The organism is Amycolatopsis rhabdoformis, from assembly GCF_035918295.1.
Lineage (GTDB): Bacteria > Actinomycetota > Actinomycetes > Mycobacteriales > Pseudonocardiaceae > Amycolatopsis > Amycolatopsis rhabdoformis.
The window spans coordinates 921829-942468 of record NZ_CP142149.1; the positions used below are offsets into that span (position 1 = coordinate 921829).

The 20640-nt window shown below is 71.1% G+C and carries 21 protein-coding genes; 11 read left to right on the top strand and 10 right to left on the bottom strand.

The window, feature by feature from the left end; all coding sequences use genetic code 11:
• Positions 1–3 precede the first annotated feature (3 nt).
• From VSH64_RS04290 to VSH64_RS04310, 5 genes are all read right to left on the bottom strand, one after another.
• The gene (locus VSH64_RS04290; protein ID WP_326834136.1) at positions 4–1083 is read right to left on the bottom strand and encodes an ornithine cyclodeaminase family protein; all 1080 of its coding nucleotides are present in this window, start codon (positions 1081–1083) and stop codon (positions 4–6) included.
• Positions 1080–2126 carry an aminopeptidase P family N-terminal domain-containing protein gene (locus VSH64_RS04295; protein WP_326834137.1) on the bottom strand — a complete coding sequence of 349 codons (1047 nt, stop codon included), beginning with the start codon at positions 2124–2126 and terminating at the stop codon, positions 1080–1082. Before VSH64_RS04295 ends, VSH64_RS04290 begins: the two co-directional genes overlap by 4 nt.
• Complete coding sequence (locus tag VSH64_RS04300; RefSeq protein ID WP_326834138.1) at positions 2123–3295, bottom strand: M24 family metallopeptidase; 1173 nt, start codon at positions 3293–3295, stop codon at positions 2123–2125. Before VSH64_RS04300 ends, VSH64_RS04295 begins: the two co-directional genes overlap by 4 nt.
• A 28-nt stretch (positions 3296–3323) precedes the next feature.
• The gene (locus VSH64_RS04305; protein ID WP_326834139.1) at positions 3324–4712 is read right to left on the bottom strand and encodes an MFS transporter; all 1389 of its coding nucleotides are present in this window, start codon (positions 4710–4712) and stop codon (positions 3324–3326) included.
• Between the two features lie 394 nt (positions 4713–5106).
• Positions 5107–5580: a MarR family winged helix-turn-helix transcriptional regulator gene (locus VSH64_RS04310; protein WP_326834140.1), complete on the bottom strand. Its 474-nt coding sequence runs from the start codon at positions 5578–5580 to the stop codon at positions 5107–5109.
• Between the two features lie 191 nt (positions 5581–5771).
• Between VSH64_RS04310 and VSH64_RS04315 the strand changes: the two genes are divergently transcribed.
• Genes VSH64_RS04315 through VSH64_RS04330 form a run of 4 tightly spaced genes read left to right on the top strand, consistent with a single transcriptional unit; the run spans position 5772 to position 8801 of the window.
• Positions 5772–6821 carry an aromatic ring-hydroxylating dioxygenase subunit alpha gene (locus VSH64_RS04315; protein ID WP_326834141.1) on the top strand — a complete coding sequence of 350 codons (1050 nt, stop codon included), beginning with the start codon at positions 5772–5774 and terminating at the stop codon, positions 6819–6821.
• Positions 6818–7039 carry a hypothetical protein gene (locus tag VSH64_RS04320; RefSeq protein ID WP_326834142.1) on the top strand — a complete coding sequence of 74 codons (222 nt, stop codon included), beginning with the start codon at positions 6818–6820 and terminating at the stop codon, positions 7037–7039. The genes VSH64_RS04315 and VSH64_RS04320 overlap by 4 nt, the downstream gene beginning before the upstream one ends.
• 10 nt (positions 7040–7049) lie before the next feature.
• Positions 7050–7988, top strand: coding sequence for a PDR/VanB family oxidoreductase (locus VSH64_RS04325; protein WP_326834143.1), 939 nt, complete (start codon positions 7050–7052; stop codon positions 7986–7988).
• 21 nt (positions 7989–8009) lie between these two features.
• Positions 8010–8801 carry an IclR family transcriptional regulator gene (locus VSH64_RS04330; RefSeq protein ID WP_326834144.1) on the top strand — a complete coding sequence of 264 codons (792 nt, stop codon included), beginning with the start codon at positions 8010–8012 and terminating at the stop codon, positions 8799–8801.
• A 446-nt stretch (positions 8802–9247) separates the two neighbouring features.
• Here VSH64_RS04330 and VSH64_RS04335 read toward each other — a convergent pair whose 3' ends face one another.
• Positions 9248–9532, bottom strand: a complete 285-nt coding sequence (locus VSH64_RS04335) for an RNA polymerase sigma factor (RefSeq protein ID WP_326837904.1) — start codon at positions 9530–9532, stop codon at positions 9248–9250.
• A 101-nt stretch (positions 9533–9633) separates the two neighbouring features.
• Between VSH64_RS04335 and VSH64_RS04340 the strand changes: the two genes are divergently transcribed.
• A complete protein-coding gene (locus VSH64_RS04340) occupies positions 9634–10716 on the top strand; it encodes an ATP-dependent DNA ligase (protein WP_326834145.1) in 1083 nt (360 codons plus the stop codon).
• The gene (gene ligD, locus VSH64_RS04345) at positions 10713–11717 is read left to right on the top strand and encodes a non-homologous end-joining DNA ligase (RefSeq protein ID WP_326834146.1); all 1005 of its coding nucleotides are present in this window, start codon (positions 10713–10715) and stop codon (positions 11715–11717) included. The genes VSH64_RS04340 and ligD overlap by 4 nt, the downstream gene beginning before the upstream one ends.
• Positions 11718–11741: 24 nt before the next feature.
• On the opposite strand, the gene VSH64_RS04350 is transcribed toward ligD, so the two are convergent.
• Positions 11742–12017: a hypothetical protein gene (locus VSH64_RS04350; RefSeq protein WP_326834147.1), complete on the bottom strand. Its 276-nt coding sequence runs from the start codon at positions 12015–12017 to the stop codon at positions 11742–11744.
• A gap of 107 nt (positions 12018–12124) precedes the next feature.
• Positions 12125–13210 carry a CobW family GTP-binding protein gene (locus VSH64_RS04355; protein ID WP_326834148.1) on the bottom strand — a complete coding sequence of 362 codons (1086 nt, stop codon included), beginning with the start codon at positions 13208–13210 and terminating at the stop codon, positions 12125–12127.
• Positions 13211–13564: 354 nt separating this feature from the next.
• Between VSH64_RS04355 and VSH64_RS04360 the strand changes: the two genes are divergently transcribed.
• The 3 genes from VSH64_RS04360 (at position 13565) to VSH64_RS04370 (ending at position 16778) form a co-directional block, all read left to right on the top strand.
• The gene (locus VSH64_RS04360; protein ID WP_326837905.1) at positions 13565–14695 is read left to right on the top strand and encodes a nitric oxide synthase oxygenase; all 1131 of its coding nucleotides are present in this window, start codon (positions 13565–13567) and stop codon (positions 14693–14695) included.
• 123 nt (positions 14696–14818) lie between these two features.
• Complete coding sequence (locus VSH64_RS04365; protein WP_326834149.1) at positions 14819–15325, top strand: flavodoxin domain-containing protein; 507 nt, start codon at positions 14819–14821, stop codon at positions 15323–15325.
• A gap of 169 nt (positions 15326–15494) precedes the next feature.
• Positions 15495–16778, top strand: coding sequence for an MFS transporter (locus VSH64_RS04370; protein WP_326834150.1), 1284 nt, complete (start codon positions 15495–15497; stop codon positions 16776–16778).
• A 303-nt stretch (positions 16779–17081) separates the two neighbouring features.
• On the opposite strand, the gene VSH64_RS04375 is transcribed toward VSH64_RS04370, so the two are convergent.
• Complete coding sequence (locus VSH64_RS04375) at positions 17082–17471, bottom strand: hypothetical protein (RefSeq protein ID WP_326834151.1); 390 nt, start codon at positions 17469–17471, stop codon at positions 17082–17084.
• 264 nt (positions 17472–17735) lie between these two features.
• On the opposite strand from VSH64_RS04375, the gene VSH64_RS04380 reads away from it, so the two are divergent.
• Positions 17736–18302 (top strand): PadR family transcriptional regulator, encoded by a 567-nt coding sequence (locus tag VSH64_RS04380; RefSeq protein WP_326834152.1) that lies wholly within the window; start codon positions 17736–17738, stop codon positions 18300–18302.
• A 357-nt stretch (positions 18303–18659) separates the two neighbouring features.
• Here VSH64_RS04380 and VSH64_RS04385 read toward each other — a convergent pair whose 3' ends face one another.
• A complete protein-coding gene (locus VSH64_RS04385) occupies positions 18660–19421 on the bottom strand; it encodes an IclR family transcriptional regulator (protein ID WP_326834153.1) in 762 nt (253 codons plus the stop codon).
• Positions 19422–19519: 98 nt separating this feature from the next.
• On the opposite strand from VSH64_RS04385, the gene VSH64_RS04390 reads away from it, so the two are divergent.
• Positions 19520–20629, top strand: a complete 1110-nt coding sequence (locus VSH64_RS04390; RefSeq protein ID WP_326834154.1) for a mandelate racemase/muconate lactonizing enzyme family protein — start codon at positions 19520–19522, stop codon at positions 20627–20629.
• Positions 20630–20640 lie beyond the last annotated feature (11 nt).

Below are 20640 nucleotides of genomic sequence, written 5' to 3' on the forward strand. Positions count from 1 at the left end.
GGCTCACGGGCTCGTCTCTTCCAGGAACCAGTCCGTCGGCACGGTGTGGCCGAGCTCGCGCTCCTCGGCCAGCGCCAGCGCCCGCGCGCACACAGCCGCGAACTGCACGCCCATGCCGGTGTTGTTGGCGAACACCGTGATGTCCTCGGGGCTCGTGCGGCCCGGCGCCTCGCCGAGCAGCAGGTCACCCAGCTCGCGGATGTCGTCCCACTCCATCAGGCCGCGGTTGACCGGGCCGAGGATGTCGTACTGCTTGTCGTGGTGCACCTGCTCGCGCGAGAGCACGGTGATGCGCGCGGCGCGGTCGAACGTGGTGTCGTCCAGCTCGCGGCGGGTCGCGGTGCCGTCGGGCGAGGTGATCGCCGTGACGTGCGTGCCCGGTTCGAGCCAGGTGCCGTCGAAGCAGGCCTCCATGGCCGCGGTGGCGCAGGTGACGATCTGGCAGCCGGCCACGGCGTCGCGCCGCTCGTCGACGGCCACGATCTTGCGCCCGGTCTTCTCGCTCCACACCTTCGCGAACTGCTCGCGGTGCTCGGGCGTGGGGCTGTACACGCGCACCTCTTCGATGTCCGGGCGCACCATCAGCAGGCACTCGAGGTGCGCCTCGGCCTGCCAGCCGGAGCCGAACATGCCGGCGACCGTGGCGTCCGGATTGGACAGTTCGCGGATGCCGAGCGCGGAGGTGGCGCCCACGCGCATCTTCTGGATGAAGCTGTCGTGCATCATCGCGAGCGGTTCGAGCGTGGTCAGGCTGTAGAGCGTGACGAGCCCGACGTACTTGCCACCCGGCGCGGCCGGGATGAGCCGGCGGCGCTGCACACCGCTGGGCAGCGTCTCGACACCCGCGATGTCGGAGGTGATGCGCAGGGCCCACACGCCCGAGGAGACGTTGCCGCCCTCCTGCGACTTGAACCGGTAGCGGAAGCCGGGGTGGCGGCTGTCCTCGACCGGGAAGTACGTGTGGTTGCGCGGCCGGTTGGCGCCCTGGCCGGAGTTCAGCTCCTTGTACGCCTGCTCCAGCGCGTCGAGCGTCTCGCCGGCGGTGAGCACCTGCTCGATGTCGCCGTTGGAAAGGATCCTCACCGCTGTGCTCCTGTCAGGTGTTCGGGTTCGCCTTCGGTCACGCGGACGGTCTCGGCCACGGCCGCGTTGCCGCCGTCGGCGAAGGCGACCTCCACGGAAACCGCGCCCGCCTCGCCCGCGGCCAGCACCGCGGCCGGGTCCTGGGCGCGGAACTCGCCGCTGGTGGACAGATCCGCCTGGTTGACCCAGCGGACCTCGGCCGTCGCGCCCTCGGGCAGCTTGCTCAACGCCGGGGCGGCGGCCTCGGCCAGCGAGCCGACGGTCGTCCCGGCGCGGGCGGCCGCGATGGCCGCGGTGAGCGCGTCCTGGAGCGCGCCGGACCAGCCCGAGCCGTCGCCCAGCACGCGGCTGGAGTACACCCAGTTCATCCGGTACTGGCCGGTGACGCCGAACGACGTCACCCCGTCCGAAGTGGACAGCGAGATCGGGTACAGGTCGAGGAACCCGCCGCCGCGCAGCGCGCGTTCCACGGTCTCGACGCGGCTGCCCGCGGTGCTGCCCTCCACGGTCGCCTTGGCGGCGGCGTCGTCGAGGATCCGGCCGGCCGCGCGCAGCAGCTCGGTCTCGGCCTTCGAGGGCACCAGCCGCTGCTCGCGCACCAGGCTGCCGAGGCGCTTGACCTCCCAGCCGGGCACGGCGGCCACGATCTCGTCGGCCACGTCGGCGGGCCACAGCGCGGCGTCGACCAGGCCGATCGAGCCGTTCTTCTTGCCCAGCAGGTACTTCGCGACCAGCTCGGCGAAGTTCTTGCCACCGCTGAACTCGGTGACCTTCGACGAGGCCTTCATCCAGTTCTGCACGCGCAGCGAGAGCTTCGTGAGGAACGTGACGGGCCCTTCGGCGGGGATCGCCAGCACGCCTTCGTTCCAGTACAGGCAGAGGTTGGTCAGGTAGGCGAGGTCGTCGGAGCGCGACACGTCGGCGTAGACGAAGGCCACGTCGACGCCCTCGGCGGCCATGGCGCGCTGCAGCGTGGCGACGCGGTCGTGCCACTCCTGGTCGGGGGTTTCCGCGGGGTCGAGTACGTGCAGACCTCGTTTCACGCCACGTCTCCTGTCTCGAACAGCTTGCGTTCGGTCGTGATCAGCACCTCGGCGCCGTCGGCGGTCACGCGCACGGGGTCGCCGAGCACGTGGTAGCCGGCCAGCGGCGTGTAGGTGTTGGGGTGGATGATGAACACGGAGTTCTCGGGCAGCACCGTGTGGTTGCCCTCGATGATCGGCGTCTCGTCGAGGTGCAGGCCGTGGCCGTGGCCGCGCACGCGGGTGTAGTTGCTGCCGCAGTACTCGCCGTAGCCGTACTTGCGGAACACGTCGTTCTCGGCCATCGCCACCTCGTGGGCCGTGATGCCCGGACGCACCACGGAGATGCCGGCCTCCACGGCCTCGTTGAACAGGTCGAACGACTTGCGCTGGCCGTCGTCGGCCTTGCCCACCACGGCGGAGCGGCAGATCTGCAGCCAGTAGCCGTCCATCTTGGGCGTGAGCTCGGTGCGCACCATGTCGCCGGCTTCGAGCAGCCGGTCGCCGGGCGGGGTCATGCCGCGCACCTCGTCGCGGCCCGAGGCGATGAGCATGAAGTTGTCCTCGGCACCGAGGTTCTTCAGCCGAGCCTCGACCTCGGCGACGATCCGGTACTCGGGCAGGCCCGGTTCGAGCACGTCCACGAACGCTTCCCAGCCGGCCGCGCACACCACGGCGCTGCGGCGCATCCGGGCCAGCTCCCACTCGCTCTTCACCAGGCGCGCGGTGTCGAGCAGCTTGGTCGCCGACCCGACTTCGGCGCCCGGCGCCGCGGCGCGGATCGTCTCCATGAGCACGAGCGGCACGAGCTCGTGGTGGGCGATCCCGATGCGCCGCGGCGCCAGCTCCTTGAGGACCACGCCCAGCTCGGCCGGGTTCGCCGGGTCCAGCCGCCGGGCCTCGCCGACCCAGCCCTGCGCCCGGAAGTCCGCGAGGTCCGAGGGCCGGGTCGAGAACGCGACCGGGTCGCCTTCGGCCGGGAACACCACCAGCGCCGCGCTGCCCGCAGGCGTCACGTCGGTGAAGTAGCGGATGTTCTCGCGTCGCCAGGCGGGGCCGTAGGCGAGCACGACGTCGAGGCCCTGCTCGGCCATCGCGTCGCGGATCTTGCGGTGCCGCAGCTGCAGCTCCGCGAGATCTTCGGGGGACAGGCCCGCTCCGGCGGGTGCCGGGGCGTGGTCGATCGTCATGGTTCCTCCACGGGTGGTGGGTGGACGGTTACGAACGAGCGGTGGTCAGGACGGTTTCCGTCCGGTTCCCGGTGATCTCCTGCGAGATCTGCTCGACGGTCCTGCCGCGGGTCTCGAAGGTCGCCACGAGCGCGGCGATCCCGGCGAGGATCGAGATGATCCCGAACAGCAGGAAGAACAGGAACTGCGAGGCGTGCGCCGCCAGGATGAACCCGACGAGCACCGGCATGATGAGGCCGCCGACCTTCTGCCAGGCCGCGGCCCAGCCGAGGCCGGTCGCGCGGCTGGCGGTGGGGTAGAGCTCGCTGGCGTAGGCGAACAGCGTGCTGCCGGCCAGGCCGCTGCCGAAGAACGTGGCCAGCGAACCGAGCACGATCACCGCGCCGGTCGCCGAGGTGGTGCCCCAGGCGAGGCAGAACAGCCCACTGAGGACGAACGCGCCACCGAGCACCACGCGGCGGCCGATGCGGTTGATCAGCTGGCCGGCGAGGATGGCGCCGACCACCCCCGCGGCGGTGATGATCGCCGTGTAGCCGAAGCTCTTGAGCAGGCCCACGCCCTGGCCTTCGAGCACTGAGGGCAGCCAGCTGGAGAGGCCGTAGAGGAACGCGCCGGCGCAGACCTCCATGAACCAGATGGCGATGGTGTAGCGCAGGTAGTGCCGGGCGACGAGCGTGCGCACGGTGCCGGTGTGCTCGGGCGCCGCGTGCTCGGGTCCGGTCGGTTCGGTGAACGTGCCGCGGCACAGGGCGCCGACCACGGTGGCGGCGTCGGAGAGCCGACCGCGGCGCAGCAGGTACCGCACCGATTCCGGCAGCGTGGCCAGCATGACCACACCCACGAGCACCGGCACGGTGGCGATCACGAACATCGCGCGCCAGCCGAACGCCGGCACCACGGCGGTGCCCACCGCGGCGGCCGTCGGCAGCCCGATCAGCCACGCCGCGGTGGCCGCGGTGACCAGTGGGCCGCGGTGGCGGGATGGCACGAACTCGGCGATGTAGGGCAGGACCACGGCGATCTCGGCGCCGAGCCCGATCCCTTGCAGGGCCCGGAACGTGACGAGCGCGCCGAAGCTCGGTGCGAACACCGCGGCGAGCGAGAACACCGCGTAGACCATCACCGTGATGGCCAGCGGCACCTTCCGGCCGAACCGGTCGGACACGGTGCCGGCGACGGCGGCGCCCACGAGCATGCCCGCGAACAGCGCCGAGGAGAACACCCCGGCCGATTCGCTGGTGAGGTGGAACGTCTTGATGACACCCGGCAGGATCACGCCGGTCAGGTTGATCACGAACCCGCACAGGAAGTGTCCGATGAGGACGGTCACGTAGATGCGCAGGTGTCGTGGGGTGAACGCCGACTCGTCGAGGCGGTGCAGCAGGGAGCGGGGCGAGGTCGCGGGGGACGGGGGCATGTGGGGCCACCTCCTTGTGGCTTCAAAAATCCCTGTGGCTCAAAAATCCCTGTGGCTCTGGGAACCCTGTAGGTCTGGGAACCCTGTGGCTTTCGAACTCTGTAACTTTGGAAACCCTGTGGCTCTGGGAAACGGTGCTGAAACCCGCTGGTTTCGTGGCAGGCGGCTGCTCGGGCAGCGCGATGGCACGAAGGAACTCGGCAGCTCCGCCGGCCTTCGGTGGCCCGGCGGTGTGGAACCGGTGGGACGAGACGGTTCGGCGGTGCGGGCGATCGACGACATGAGGCGTCGGCGGATCGCCCGGGCCCGCTCGGCAGTCGAGCGGGTGCGGCTGGGGTGGCCCGCCGGTCAGCCGATCACCGGCCGGCGTGGCCGCTTGCGGTGCGCTGTCTCGCTACCGGTCGTCCAGGTTGCCCTGGACGTCGAAGTAGAGCTGGGAGAGTGCGGGCAGGATCCGGTCGCGGACCTCGGGGGTGAGGCCCGCGGTGAGTTCGGCGGTGAACTTGTCGAGCGCGCGCCGGGCGGTGTCCCGGGCGTTCACGCCCTTGGCGGTGAGTTCGAGCTGCATCGTGCGCCGGCTCGTGGCCGACGGTTGCCGCGACAGGAAGCCTTGGGTGACCAGCTTGTCGACGCTTTCGGACATCGTCGAAGGGTTGCGGTGCGCGAGCTTGCACAGCGCCGTGAGCGAGGTGTGCCCCGCCCCGACCCTCGACAGGATCCGGTACTGCCGGATGGTGAGCGGCTGCTCGAGTCCGGCCATCAGCTCCGTCTGGAGCCGCGTGAGGCGCCCGCCGAGGGCGAGCAGGACTTCGCCGAGCGAGGCCTGGGGGCCCAGCTCATCGAAGGTTTCGGTGTCGCGAGTGGTCATTTTGGTCCCCGTACGTTCCGGTACCCGAAATAACGTTGGCGCCGACTGTACGTCCGCGCCCCCCGCCCTGGGAAGGCCCGATTTCGTGACCGACCGAGTCTTTCAGTGGGTGAAAACGCGGATGGCCGTCCGCCTGGTGCGGATGAGAGCTTCGGAAAGCCGACCCCGACCGAAGGAGCTCTGAGGCCTCGATGGCAGCGTTCGCCCGAAACCAGTGGTACGTCGCCGCATACGGCCGTGAGGTGGGCCGGGAGCTGTTCGCCCGGACCGTGCTCGGTGAGCCGATCGTGTTCTACCGCACCGAATCCGGCGACGTGGTGGCGCTGGCCGACCGCTGCGTGCACCGGCGCTATCCGCTGTCCGAGAGCCGGCTCGACGGCGACAAGGTCGTGTGCGGCTACCACGGCTTCACCTACGACAGCGCCGGTTCGTGCGTGTTCGTCCCGGGTCAGGCGCGGATTCCGCGCACCGCGCGGGTGCCGTCCTACCCGGTGGTGGAGCAGGACTCGTTCGTGTGGGTGTGGATCGGCGAGCGCGAGCTGGCCGACGAGTCCGCGATCCCGCGCGCGCCGTGGCTCGCCGACCCCGGCTACACCACCGTGAGCGGCATGGAACCGCTCGCGGCCCGCTACGAGCTGCTCGTGGACAACCTGCTGGACCTCTCGCACGAGACGTACCTGCACGGTGGCTACATCGGCACGCCGGAGGTCGCGAACACGCCGATCACCACGGAGGTCGACGAAGACCGCGGCATCATCTACGTGAGCCGCCACATGGCGGACGCCGAGTGCCCCTCGTTCTACGCGAAGTCCACCGGCATCGAAGGCCGGATCACACGCTGGCAGGACATCGAGTACCACCCGCCGTGCCTCTACCTGCTGCACAGCCGGATCGCGCCGGTCGGCGTGCTGCCGAACGAGGACGGCACCGACCCCGACGGCTTCCACGTGGAGGTCGTCTACGCGATCACGCCGGAGACCGAGCACAGCACCCACGACTTCTGGGCCGTGGCACGGGATTTCGCGCTCGAAGACCAGGGCGTTTCGGACTTCCTGGCCGAGAACAACCGCACCGTGGTGCTGCAGGACGTGAAGGCGCTCGACATCCTCGAACGCGTGATCGCCGAGGAACCCGAGGGGTACCAGGAGCTTTCGGTCAACATCGACACCGGCGGCCTCGCCGCGCGGCGCATCCTCAAGAAGCTGGCGGCCGGCGAGAGCGCCGCGGTCGTGCCGTCGTGAGCGAGCGCGTGGCGATGCTGCGGGGCGAAACCGTGGTGCGCATCCACTGGAAGCTCGGCACCGACGTGCTCATCGGTGTGTGCCACTGCGGTGCCGAACACGAGTCGGAGGACCCGGTGGAGCTGTGGGACTGGCTGCTGGCGCACCCGGTCGGGCACGAGCCGCCGGCCCCGGTGGAGCAGCCGCGCGTGCCGGTGCTGGCCGCCGTCGAGGGTTGAGGAGGAGACGATGAGCGTGGCCACCGAGCTGGAGCTCGACGTGGTGCCGGCCGCCCCCGAACGGCTGGCCGACGGCGTGGTGCGGCTGACCCTGCGCCACCCCGCCGGCGCGGAGATGCCGGCGTGGGCGCCGGGTGCGCACGTGGACCTCGTGCTGGGCCCGGACCTCGTGCGGCAGTACTCGCTGTGCGGTGACCCGGCCGATCGGTCGGTGCTGCAGGTGGCCGTGCTGCACGAGCCGGCCGGCCGCGGCGGTTCGACGTTCGTCCACGGGCTCACTGGTGGCGAGCGGCTGCGGCTGCGCGGCCCGCGCAACCACTTCGCGCTCGAACCGGCGCCGCGGTACCTGTTCGTGGCGGGCGGCATCGGCATCACCCCGATCGTGCCGATGCTCGCCGCGGCCGAGGCGGCGGGCGCCGAGTGGCGGCTGCTCTACGGCGGTCGCACCAGGGCGTCGATGGCCTTCGTCGAGGAGCTCCGGTCGATGTACGGCGACCGGGTCGAGGTCGTGCCGCAGGATGAACGCGGCCTGCTCGACCTCGACGCGGCACTGGCCTCGGCGCCGGACGCGGCCGTGTACTGCTGCGGCCCCGAACCGCTGCTGGCGGCGATGGAACAGCGGTGCGCGCCGGGCTCGCTGCACCTGGAGCGGTTCACGGCGAAGCCCGACACCGAGCCGAAAGCGGCGTTCGAGGTGGAACTGGCGCAGTCGGGCCGCACGCTGGTGGTGCCGGCCGACCGCTCGATCCTGTCGGTGGTCGAAGAGTCCGGCGTGCCCGTGTTGTCCTCGTGTCAGGAGGGCACGTGCGGCACGTGCGAGACCGGCGTGCTCGACGGCGTGCCGGACCACCGCGACGCCGTGCTCACCGCCGCGGAACGGGAGGCCGGCGACGTGATGATGATCTGCGTGTCGCGCTGCGCGGGCTCGCGACTGGTGCTGGATCTGTGATCCCGCGGGTAGCGTGAGGCGATGACCCGGCAAGCCCCGGCCTCGGGCACCTCCGTGACCAGCAAGGTGCTGGCGCTGCTCGAGGCGTTCACCCCCGAGGCCGCGGATCTCAGCCTCAGCGAGCTGGCCCGCCGCTCGGGGGTCTCGCTCGCGACCGCGCACCGGCGTGCGGCCGAGCTCGTGGAGTGGGGCGCGCTGGAACGCGACGCGGCCGGGCGCTACCGCATCGGGCTGCGACTGTGGGAGGTCGCGTCGCTCGCGCCGCGCGGGCTCGGCCTGCGGGACGCGGCCATGCCGTTCCTGGAGGACCTGTACGAGGTCACGCACGAAAACGTGCAGCTCGCCGTGCGCGAAGGCCTCGAAGTGGTCTTCGTCGAACGCATCGCCGGCCGCGACGCGGTGCCGGTGTGGACGCGGGTCGGCGGTCGCTTCGCCCTGCACGCCACCGGCGTCGGGCTCGTGCTGCTCGCCCACGCCCCGGCCGCCGTGCAGGAGGAGGTGCTCGGCGCACCGCTGCACAGCTACACCCCGAAGACCGTCTGCGATCCCGCGCGCCTGCGCCGCACCCTCGCCGACGTCCGCAAACACGGCTACTCCGTGAGCGACGGCCAGGTCACCGTCGACGCCCTGTCCGTCGGCGCCCCGGTGTTCACCCCCGACGGCACCGTCGCGGCCGTGTCCCTCGTGGTGCGCGCCGACAGCGCGCAGCCGGGCGCGCTGGCCCCCCTCGTGATGGCGGCGGCGCGCGGGATCTGCCGCTCGCTGGCGGGCGGGCCGTCGCGGGTGTTCCCGGCCGGCCGCACCCGCCTGTGACCCGGCGACCGGCGGCGCCGGTTGCGTGGAGGCCGTCCACTCGGCCTCGACCCGCGCGGTCGTCGGTGGTGCCACCACGTAGTGCGCGTCATCGGCGGTGACATAGCTCGACGTGGCGTTCACGAGGCCGGTGACGGGGTTCGACGACGAGCCTGCGTCCGTCGGGCGGCAGCGCCAGGCCCTGGCCACCCGGGACAGCGCCGAGCGTGGGGACACCCGGGCGCGCCGCGATCGCGCGGACCGCCGCGGCCCGCACGGCCGGCGGCGCCGGTTGCGTGGAGACCAGCGAGACCAGCGGCCAGCCACGCGGAGCGCAGCCCGCCGCAGGGCGGTGCGGCCGCGGCCGGGTTTGCCGGCGATCCGCTCCTGCAGCCGGGCGCCGCTGCGGGCCACCGCGGCCGGCGCCGGCTCACCGGAGGCCGAGCAGCGCTTCGAGCGCCTGCAGGTCATTCATCACGCGCCTCCTGGGCGAGGATGGGGGCGAGCTTCTGCCGGGCGCGGTGCAGCCTGGAGCCGACCGTGTCGAGGGAGATGCCGAGTGCCTGGGCCATCTCGGCGCGCATTTCACAGCGCCAGTCGAGCTGCGCGAGGGCGACGAGCAGCGGCACGTCGCGCTCGCTGTGCGGCAGCTTCGCCAGCGCGGTCGCGAGCGAGCCGCGGGAGCTGATCGCCGAGACGCCCCGGCTCTCGTGGCCCTCACCGGGCGCCGGCGTGACCCCCAGCCGCGTCAGAGCCCGGTAGTGGCGCGCTTCCTCTCGGCGGTGGCCCGCCCGGACCGGCGGGAAACGTCAAAACGGGCAGGTCGGCGCTCCGGCGGCCTAGGATCGGGCGCGTGGAGCTTCCCGTGATGCCGCCCGTGCGGCCGATGCTCGCCAAGGCCGTGCACGAGGTGCCGCGCACCGAGGGGCTGTGGTTCGAACCCAAGTGGGACGGCTTCCGCTGCGTCGTGTTCCGCGACGGTGGCGAGGTCGAGCTGGGTTCGCGCAACGACCGGCCCCTCACGCGCTACTTCCCGGAGCTCGTGGGGCTGCTCGCCGACGCGTTGCCGGACAAGTGCGTGGTCGACGGCGAGATCGTGCTGGTCACGCCGGCCGGGCTCGACTTCGAGGCGCTGCAGCTGCGGCTGCACCCGGCCGCGAGCCGCGTGCGGAAGCTGGCGGAGGAGACGCCGGCGAGCTTCGTGGCGTTCGACCTGCTGGCGCTGGGGGAGCGCGACCTCACGGCCGAGCCGTTCAGTGTGCGGCGGCGGCTGCTGGAAGAGGCGCTCGGGGACAACCCGGAAGGCGGCCTGCGCCGCGTCCACCTCACGCCGCTCACCACGGATCCGGACACCGCCGAGGACTGGTTCACCCGTTTCGAGGGCGCGGGCTTCGACGGCGTGATGGCCAAACCGGCCGACCAGCCGTACGAGCAGGACAAGCGCGTGATGTGGAAGGTGAAGCACGAACGCACGGCCGACTGCGTCGTCGCCGGCTTCCGCTGGCACAAGGACGGCCAGGGGGTCGGCTCGCTGCTGCTGGGCCTGTTCGACGACGCCGGCACGCTGCACCACGTGGGGGTCGCCAGCAGCTTCACGGCCGCGCGCCGCCGCGAGCTCGTGGCCGAATTGGCGCCCCTGCGCGAAAACGCCCTCGAAGGGCATCCGTGGCGCACCTGGGCCGAGTACGAACCCGAGCCCGGTCGCCGCCCCGGCGCCAACAGCCGGTGGGCGCCGCAGAAGGACCTGTCGTGGGAGGCGGTGCGGACCGAGTGGGTCGCCGAGGTCCGCTACGAGCACCTGCAGGGCGGCCGCTTCCGCCACGGCGGCCGGCTCGTCCGGTTCCGGCCGGACCGTGACCCGGCTTCGTGCACGTACGCGCAGCTGGAAGAAGCGCCGCCGGCCGAGCTGGCGACGCTGTTCGGGGAGGCGAGATGAGCGACGGCGTGGTGCTGGATCTCGACGGGGTCGAGCTCACGATCTCCAGCCCCGACAAGGTCTATTTCCCCGAGCACGGCGAGACGAAGCTCGACCTCGTGCGCTACTACCAGGCCGTGGCCGGCCCGCTGCTCGACCGGCTCGGCGGCCGGCCGCTGCTGCTCGAACGCTATCCGGACGGCGCCGGCGGCAAGAGCTGGTTCCAGAAACGCGTGCCGAAGTCGGCCCCGGAGTGGCTCACCACCACGGTGGTCTCCACGCCCAACGGCACGACCAGCGACGCACTCGTGGCCGCCGACCTCGCCCACGTGCTGTGGGCCGTGAACCAGGGCTGCCTCGGCTTCCACGTGTGGCCCAACCGGGCCGCGGCCCTCGACATCGCCGACGAGCTGCGCATCGACCTCGACCCGTCACCCGGCATCGGCTTCGAGCAGCTGCGCGCTGCGGCCGGGCTCGTCCGCGAGTTCCTCACCGAGCTCGGCATCGAGGTCCACGTGAAAACGTCCGGCTCACGCGGCCTGCACCTCTACGCCATCCTCGAACCGCGCTGGGACGGCTACCAGGTCCGCGCCGCCGCCGTCGCCCTCGCGCGCGCCCTCGAACGCCGCCACCCGGACCTCATCACGGCCCAGTGGTGGAAGGAGGAGCGCGGCGCCCGCGTGTTCGTGGACTTCAACCAGAACGCGCCCCACAAAACGGTTTTCGGCGCGTGGTGCGTGCGCCCGCGCGTGGGCGGCCAGGTCTCCACGCCGATCTCGTGGGCCGATCTCGCCACCGTCACCCCGGACACGCTCACGCTCTCGACCGTGCCGGCCCTGGTCGCCGAGCACGGTGACCCGTGGGCGGGCGCGAACGAGCGGGCGCAGTCGATCGAGCCGCTGCTGGAGCTGTCCCGAAAGGACCTCGCGTCGGGGCTGATGGACGCGCCGTGGCCGCCGGTGTACCCGAAGATGCCGGGGGAGCCGCCGCGCGTGGCGCCGAGCCGCGCGAAAAAGGCCTGAGGCGCGCCGGTCGCTCTCACGCGCTCACTCGAACGGCAGGTCGAAGGCCAGCTGGTCACCGCCGCCGGGTGGCGCGCCCGAGAGGGTCGCCGCGCAGTCCGGGCACGGCGTGACGTCGCCGGTCCCTGGGGCCGTGAGGTCGATCGGAGTCCACGTGCGGGATTCGCGATCACCGCACACCGAGCGGCGGTAGCGCAGGTCGCCGGCGCGGGTCATCAGGTGGGCGACGGGCGCGTCGTCGGGCAGGGCGCCGACGAGGTACCAGCGGGTCGCGGTGTGGACTGTGGGGATGGTCGCCATGGAACTGTCCTCCTGAGAGGCCGGTTCAGCTTCATTCCTTCGCCACGGTCATCTTCCGTCGTCGTGCCTGCGAATCCGTGCGTTTGGCGGTGTTCGGCGTGGCGCGGTCAGTCCTGCTCGGACGGTTCTGCCTGGTCAGGCTGTTCTGCCGGGTCCGTCGAGTCTTCTGCGGCCGCCGGGTCGGCCGGTTCGTCGAGGTACCGCAGGATGCGCAGGAGGCCGCGTTCGTCGAGCGTGTCGTCTTCGGCCACGCACTCGGTGAGGCGGCGCGTGACGTCCTCGGCATCGAGGCCCGCGCCGATCAGCACGAGTTCGCTGCGGCGCGGCCGGCCGGCGGGCCACGCGGAGCGGTCGAGCTGGATGAACGCGCCCACGGTGTGCAGCCCGAAGCGCGAGCGCGGGCCCAGGTCCACGTGGCCCTTCACGCGGTAGAGGCCGGGCGGGCGCTGCTCGAGGAACGCGAGCAGCCGCCGGGGCGAGAGCGGCCGGTCGGTGGTGAAGGTGACGCTCTCGTAGGCCGCGTGCAGGTGCTCGGAGTGGTCGTGGTGGTCGTGTTCGCGCAGGTCGTCGAACGACAGCTGGCCGAAGCGCTCGCGCGGCTTCGGGTCGAAGAACAGCTGCGGGTCCACGCGGCCGTGGTCGGTCACCAGCAGCGGCACGCCCGGCGCGAACTCCTCCACGGTGGCCGTGAGCTTGGCGAGCGCACCGGGGGTCACGCGGTCGGCCTTGTTGACCACGACCAGGTCGGCGATGCGCAGGTGCTCGGCCAGCTCGGGGTGGCGTTCGAGGCTGCGGTCGAACTCCGCGGCGTCGACGACCTCGGCGAGGCCGCCGTAGCGGATGTCCGGGTTTTCGCTGGCGATCATGAGCCGCAGGAGGTCGCGCGGCTCGGCGATGCCGCTGGCCTCGACCACGATCACGTCGATGCCCGCTTCGGCGTTCGACAGCCGGCCGAGCATCGCGTCGAGGCCGCTGGCGTCGACGGCGCAGCAGAGGCAGCCGTTGCCGAGCGACACCATGGTGTCGACCTGGCCCGACACGGCGAGCGCGTCGATGTTCACGCTGCCGAAGTCGTTGACCACCACGCCGACCCGCACGCCCTCGCGGTTGGCGAGCAGGTGGTTGAGCATCGTGGTCTTGCCCGAGCCGAGGAACCCCGCCACGAGGACCACCGGGATCCGCTGCCTGGCCAACTCGCACCCCTCCCACCGTCAGCACGACCTTACCGTCGGACGATCACGGAACCGATTCCAGGTCGTGATCAATTTTCCGAGCACGATCTGCAAGGTCGGGGTAACGCAATTTTTTCGGCGCCCGGTTATGTCATCTCACCAGCACAAATCGTTTTCCGCTGATCGCCGGACACATTCGGCGGTTGTCTCTCCCGCTTCTTCAGGTAGTCTTCCCCGCCTGGCGAAACCCTTGGGGCTACGGGATTTTCGCCGTCGACTCGGATCAGCACCGAATGACGGAGGAACAGTGGGTCATCCCTGCGTGTCGCGGGTTGTGCTTTCGTGGAGTGGAGTAGCCCGGTGACCGTTGCGTCCATGCGGGTGAAGCTCGACGAAGCGGTATCACACGAGCGAGTGGTGAGTGTCGAATACGCGGAAGCCGAGGAATTCATCCGGCTCTGCCACGCCGAGGCCGCCTTGCCCGGCCTGCGCGTGGACGAGCGGCTCGCGCAGATCAAAGAGGAGATCGCCGAAACCGGTTCCTACCGCCACACTTACGCCGAACTGTCCTACGGGGCGCGCGTCGCGTGGCGCAACTCCGCGCGCTGCATCGGCCGGCTCTACTGGCGCGGCCTGCGCGTGCGCGACCGCCGCGACGTCCGCGACGCCGCCGGAGTCGCGGAGGAATGCGTTTCGCACCTGCGGGAAGCCACGCGGGGCGGCCGGATCCGGCCCACGCTCACGGTGTTCGCGCCGGACAGCGCGACCGAGCCGGGCCCGCGCATCCACAACGACCAGCTGATCCGCTACGCCGGCTACCGCCTCGAAGACGGCTCGGTGCTGGGCGATCCGCAGTACGTCGAGTTCACCGACACCGTGCGGGAGCTGGGCTGGCGTGCGCCCGAGCGGCGGGGTTCGTTCGACGTGCTGCCGCTGCTCGTGGAGGCCGAGCCGGGGGAGCGGCAGCTGTTCGGCCTGCCCGCCGACGCCGTGCTGGAGGTGCCGCTCACGCACCCGGACCACCGCTGGTTCGCCGGCCTCGGCCTGCGCTGGCACGCCGTGCCGGCCATCAGCAACATGCCCCTGGAGATCGGCGGCGTGCGGTACGGCGCGGCGCCGTTCAACGGCTGGTACATGGCCACGGAGATCGGCGCCCGCAATCTCGCCGACACCACGCGCTACAACCTGCTGCCCGTGATCGCCGGGCTCATGGGCCTGTCCACCGACGACGACCGCACGCTCTGGCGCGACCGCGCGCTGGTGGAGCTCACGCTCGCGGTGCAGCACTCGTTCGACCACTCGGGCGTGACGATCGCCGACCACCACTCGGAGTCACGCCGGTTCCTCACGCACCTCGACCGCGAGGAGCGAGCGGGCCGCTCCTGCCCGGCCGACTGGAGCTGGGTCGTGCCCCCGCTTTCCGCTGCGCAGACCCCGGTTTTCCACCGGTACTACGACGAACCAGATCCCGGGGCGAGGCCGGCATTCCTGCCGCCTGGTCAGTGATCGGGCCGGTCCGGTGGTGTTCTCGCGGCTCGCTGCCGTGGCTGCAGTAATGGGAACAGCCGTTCGGCGGATCGTGGCGAACTGGGGGCGCCGACGGTCCGGCGAGGGCGGACAATGGGGTTCATGACCGCAGTGCTCGTCGCCCACGCAGGCAAAACCGGCGGCACCCGCGAGATCGCCGAGGTGGTCTCGCAAGAGCTGCGTGCCCTCGGCCACACCGTCGACACGCGCGACGCGGCGGACGTCGCCGACGTGAGCGAGTACTCGGCCGTGGTGGTCGGCAGCGCGCTGTACTACTCGCGCTGGCGGCCGTCCGCGGTCCGGTTGCTGCAGCGCAACGTGGCGGCCCTGCGTGAGCGTCAGGTCTGGCTCTTCCACAGCGGTCCGTGCGGGCCCGGCGCGTCTCTCGCGCACGTGAGCCTGCCCGCTTCCGTCGCGCTGCTGGCGGCGAGCGTGGACGCCGAACGCACCACCACGTTCGGCGGACGGTTGGACCCCACGCTCGTGCGCGGGATTCTGCCGCGGCTCATGGCGCGGGGGCCGCGCGCCGGCGATTTCCGTGACTGGCCGCGGATTCGCACGTGGGCGCGCGACGTGGGGCACCACGTGAGCGCGGACGTCTCGCTCTGAGCTCGGGTCACGATCACTCTCCTGCCGCCCGCGGATCTCCTGGCAATTCGCCCAAAACCCTGGAATAGCCCCGAAATCGCCTCGGTGCATCGGTTGCCGGGTCACTCACTCAGGTGTAAACCAACACCGGTGACACGTTGAAACTCACCAACGCGGCAGGGGGATCCCGGTGTCGGACGCCACTAAGCGCAAACTCACGTCGGACCAGCGCAACGCGTTCATCGCCGCGTGGCTGGGCTGGACCATGGACGCGTTCGACTACTTCCTGGTCGTGTTCATCCTGGCAGACATCGCGAAGGACAAGTCCTTCGGCGCCACCGCCACGCAACTCGCCTTCATCACCACGGCGACGCTCGTGATGCGCCCGGTGGGGGCGCTCGTGTTCGGGCTGTGGGCGGACCGCGTGGGCCGGCGCATCCCGTTGATGGTCGACGTGCTGCTGTACTCGGTGGCCGGCGTGTTGTGTGCCGTGGCGCCGAACTTCACGGTGCTGCTGATCCTGCGGTTCATCTACGGCATCGGCATGGGCGGCGAATGGGGGCTGGGCGCGGCGCTGGCGATGGAGAAGATTCCCGTGCAGCGCCGCGGGTTCTTCTCCGGCGTGCTGCAGGCCGGTTACTCCAGCGGGTATCTCGTGGCCGCGCTGGCGTACCTGCTGTTCCACACCGCGCTGGACCTGAACTGGCGCTGGATCTTCGTGCTGAGCGTGTTCCCGGCGCTCATCAGCCTGCTGATCCGCGCGCGGGTGAAGGAATCCGAGGTGTGGGTGGCCGCGCAGGAGAAGATGCGGGTCACGCGCACGTCGGTGAAGGACGTGCTGCTCAACGGCAAGGTCATCCGCCGCTTCGCTTACCTGATCGTGCTCATGACGGCCTTCAACTGGCTCAGCCACGGCACCCAGGACGTCTACCCGACCTTCCTCAAGGCCACCGACCACGGCGGCGCCGGCCTGAGCGCCTCGACGAGCACGTGGATCGCCGTGATCTACAACATCGGCGCCATCATCGGCGGCCTCACTTTCGGCGCCCTGTCCGAACGCTTCGGCCGCCGCATCACCATCGTCAGCGCCGCCGTGCTCGGCCTGCCCATCATCCCGATCTTCGCCTTCGACCACGGCGCGGGCATGCTGGCCCTCGGCTCGTTCCTCATGCAGATCATGGTGCAGGGCGCGTGGGGCGTCATTCCCGCCCACCTCACCGAGATGTCGCCCGACGCCATCCGCGGCTTCTACCCCGGCGTGACCTACCAGCTGGGCAACCTGCTGGCCGCGCTGAACCTGCCGATCCAGCAGAGCATCGCCCAGTCGCAGGGCTATTCGGCGGCTCTCTTGTGGACGGTGATCCCGGCGTTGGTCGGGGTCGCGGTGCTGACGGCGTTGGGGAAGGAAGCGAAGTCCATCCGCTTTGGCGGGGCGGGGGCTACTACGGCGCCGGCTGGGTCTGCGGTGAAGTAGGCCGGCGGGTGCTGCTGGTCGCGGGCTTTGGTTGTTGGTGCGGCGCGGGGCCGGCTTGATCCGAGACTTGGTCGCGTCTGCGCGGCGGCCGAGGCGCGAATGCGGGGACTGGCTGTAGATCGCGGACCGGCCATGGGGGTCGGCCAAGTCTGATCACGCCCGTCTGGTGCGGAGCTCGATAGGTGTGGATTGGCGTCGAGGCTCGGCCGCGCGGGGCGGACGAGAGCACGAATCGGCGCTGGCAAGCGACGACCAACGGTGTCGTCGAGGCTCGACCGCGCGGTCCGACGCCGGACCGCACCGTCAGCTGCGCCTGCGGGCGAGATTGGGCTGAGGCCACGTGGCCACTCGGCAGCGTGCCGTCGAGAGCGCGGATGTGGGCCTCGTGTGGCCGCGGGCCGCGCGCACAGTGCTTTGACCTGCGGGTTTGCCGGCGGTAGATCGCCGATATATCGTGGACATGTCGGCGATACAGTGAAGGAGTTCGACATGAGTGAAACAGCAGGTCACCACCACATGTTCGGCGGCTTCGGCGGCCCTCAGCACTTCGGCGAACACGGCTTCGCCGCCCGCCACCACGGCCGGCCGTTCGACTTCGGTCACCACGGCCCGTCCCACAGTGGCGGCGGACGCTTCGGCTTCGAGCACCACGGCCCAGGTCATCGCGGTGGTGAACCCTTCGGCTTCGACCACGGCCCGGGACAGCACGGCGGCGAACGTTTCGGCTTCGACCACCACGGACCCGGCCACGGCACTTGGCCTGGAGACCCGGGCGAACACCACGGACCCGGTCACCACGGTCCGTGGCACGGAGGTCCGGGCGAGCACCACGGGCCAGGCCATCCGCAGGTGCCGGGGCAGTTCGGAGACCCGGCCGAGCCCTTCGGCTTCGCACCCGACGCCGCACGAGGCCCCGGTGGCTTCCCCCCGCCGCCGCCCACTCCGCCGATGCCGCCGATGCCCCCGGGACCCGGGTTCCCGGGATTCGGCGGGTTCCCCGGCGGCCCGGGCGGCCCACGCGAGTGGTTCGGCAACGGCCGCCAGTGGGGACGCGGCTCGCGGGGCCCGGCGAGGCCGGTGCGGCCGGCCGTGCTGGCGCTACTGGCCGAGGGGCCGATGCACGGTTACCAGCTGATGCAGGAGATCCGCCGCCGCTCGAACGAGGAGTGGCGGCCCAGCCCGGGCTCGATCTACCCGATCCTGCAGCAACTGGAGGACGAGGGCCTCGTGCGCTCGGCCGAGGAGGGTGGCCGCCGCGTCGCGCACCTGACCAACGCCGGCCGCGAGCACGTCGCGGGCCGCGAGGAGGAGTTCGCCGCACTGTGGGCCTCGCACGCCCCTGACGACGACCCGGCCACCGACCGCCTCACCGCCCTCCACAAACAACTCGGCGACCTCTGGGCCGCCGCGGGCCAAGTCGCCTACTCCGGCACCGACACCCAGGCCACCGAAATGCGCAAAATCCTCGCCGACGCCCGCCGCCGCCTCTACGCCCTCCTCGCCGAAGACCCGGACGAAGACTGACCGAACCCGGGTGCCGAGTCCACAGCGGACTCGGCACCCGGCCGGCCACCCCGACCTTGGCCCGGTTCACCGGTGCGCCCGTACGGTGCCGAAGGTTGCTCGCCACGGGTGCGGAGTTCTCAGTCGATCGCCGCGTGTTCGGGCCGGTTGTTCATTCGCCGCTCGTCGAGATCGATCCCGTCGCGGTCCCGATCCGGTCGTCTGGCGTCGCAGAATCGTTGAGTTCACAGTGGACAATGCGCCCGTTCAGGTTGGCCGTCGCGGCTGCGTGTGCAGAGATCGGTCGCAATCCGTTCACTGGGGAGCGCGTGTCGTACCGAAGCTGCGCGCATGAGCCCACAGTGGACCCAAACCTCATCACGTCGGCCACCCCGGCAACGGCCTGACCTCCCACCCGAGGTGCGCCGAAACCGCCCCCGCAGCCTCGACCGTTCGGTGGCCCGCGGCCGCGAGGTGGTCACCGATGCGGTCATGAGGTGCCGAGATGTTCAACGCCGCCACCACGCGCCCGCGGTAGTCCCGCACGGGCGCCGAAACCCCGGACAGCCCGGGCTCGAACTCCTCCGCCACGGAAGCGAACCCGTCCTCCCGAGCCTGCCGGATCGTCGCCCACAGCACGGGCAGCGAAGCATGACCCGGAAACCGCACGTACAGCTCATCCGGCGTCGCGTCGAACAGCAGCACGCGGCCGGCGGACGTCCGGTCCGCCGGGACGCCGCGGCCCTCCCATTCGTGGACCCGAAAAGAGTGCCCCGACACGGAAAGCAGAGTCAGCACCTCGCGGTCGCGCAGGACGCACAGGTGGCTGGTCTCCTCGAGGTCGGCCGACAGTGAGTGCATCACGGGCTCCGCCGCCCGCACGAGCCGGTCCTCCGCACTGCGCGCCACCAACGAGAACAGTCGCCGCCCCATTCGGTAGCGCAGCGTGTCGGGGTCGCGGTCGACCACGCCCTCTTCCGCCAAGGCCTTCAACGCGCGCGAAACTTGGCTTTTCTCCCGCCCCACCAGTTCGGCCAGCCGTACCACGCCGAGGCCGTCCGCGCGTTGGGCCTCCGGCGACGCGAGCGCTTCGAGCAGGTCGAGGTCGCGGCGCAGACCGAAACCGATCGCGCGAGCCATCCTTGCACCCTAAACCGAGTTGCCCTCAGCGCAACTCGGGTTGCGATCGTCCGACCGACCTTGTCCGGAGGGCCACCACGCTCGTAGCGTCGAAGTCGATGAAGATCACCGCGATCACCCTCGACCACCTGCGCCTGCCGCTCGAGCCGCCGTTGCGGGCGGCGTGGGATCCCGAGCCCAGACGGCACTTCGACGCCACGATCGTGCGTGTCCACACCGACGAAGGGGTCACCGGCATCGGCTCGGGCGACACGATGGCGGGCTTCGACGCGGTGGAGCACCTGTTCGTGGGCACCGACCCGCTGGACATCGTGCGCCACGTGAAGGCGATCGAAACCGCCAACTTCCACGGCGGCCGTTTCTGGCCGCTCGAAGCCGCGCTCTGGGACGTGATCGGCCAGGTCGCCGGACTGCCCGTCGCGACGCTGTTCGGCAACGCCGCGAAGTCGCTGCCCGTCTACGCGTCCTCGGCGGAGCTGAAGCCGCCGGCCGAACGGGTCGAGGCGACGCAGCAGGCCCACGCGGCGGGTTTCCGGGCGCTCAAGATCCGCATCGACCGCGACCGCGCGGACGAAGGCGTCGAGACGGTCGCCGCCGTGCGCGAGGCGATGGGGGCGGATTACCGGATCATGGTGGATCTCAACCAGTCCTGGCGCATGGCCGGCGACACCGCGCCCGCCACGGACCTCGCGGCGACCCGCCGGCTCGTGCGGCGCCTGGCGGAGATCGACGTGTTCTGGGTCGAGGAACCCTTGCCCTACAACGATCTCGACGGGTTCCGCACCCTGCGCGCCGAAAACCCCGGCCTGCGCATCGCCGCGGGAGAAATGCATCACTCCGTGCCCGACCTGTTGTGCTATCTCGAACAGGATGTGCTCGATGTCTACCAAATGGACGCCGTGCTCGCCGTCGGGATGCATCGCGCCCGCACTCTGGCCGAGGTGGCGCAGCTGAAGCACCGCGCGTTCACGCCGCACAGCTGGACCAACGGCATCGGCCTGCTCGCGAACTTGGCGCTGGCCGCGGGCGTCGGCGCCGGGCCGTACCTGGAGTTCCCCTACGACCCGCCGGGCTGGACCCCGCAGCGGCGCGACTTCATGCTGGCCGAGCCCCTCGCCATCACCCCGGACGGCGAGCTCGCCGTGCCGGCGCGGCCCGGGCTCGGCGTCGAACTCGACGAGGAGGCGGTGGACCGGTGGCGGATCTGAGGCACGAACAC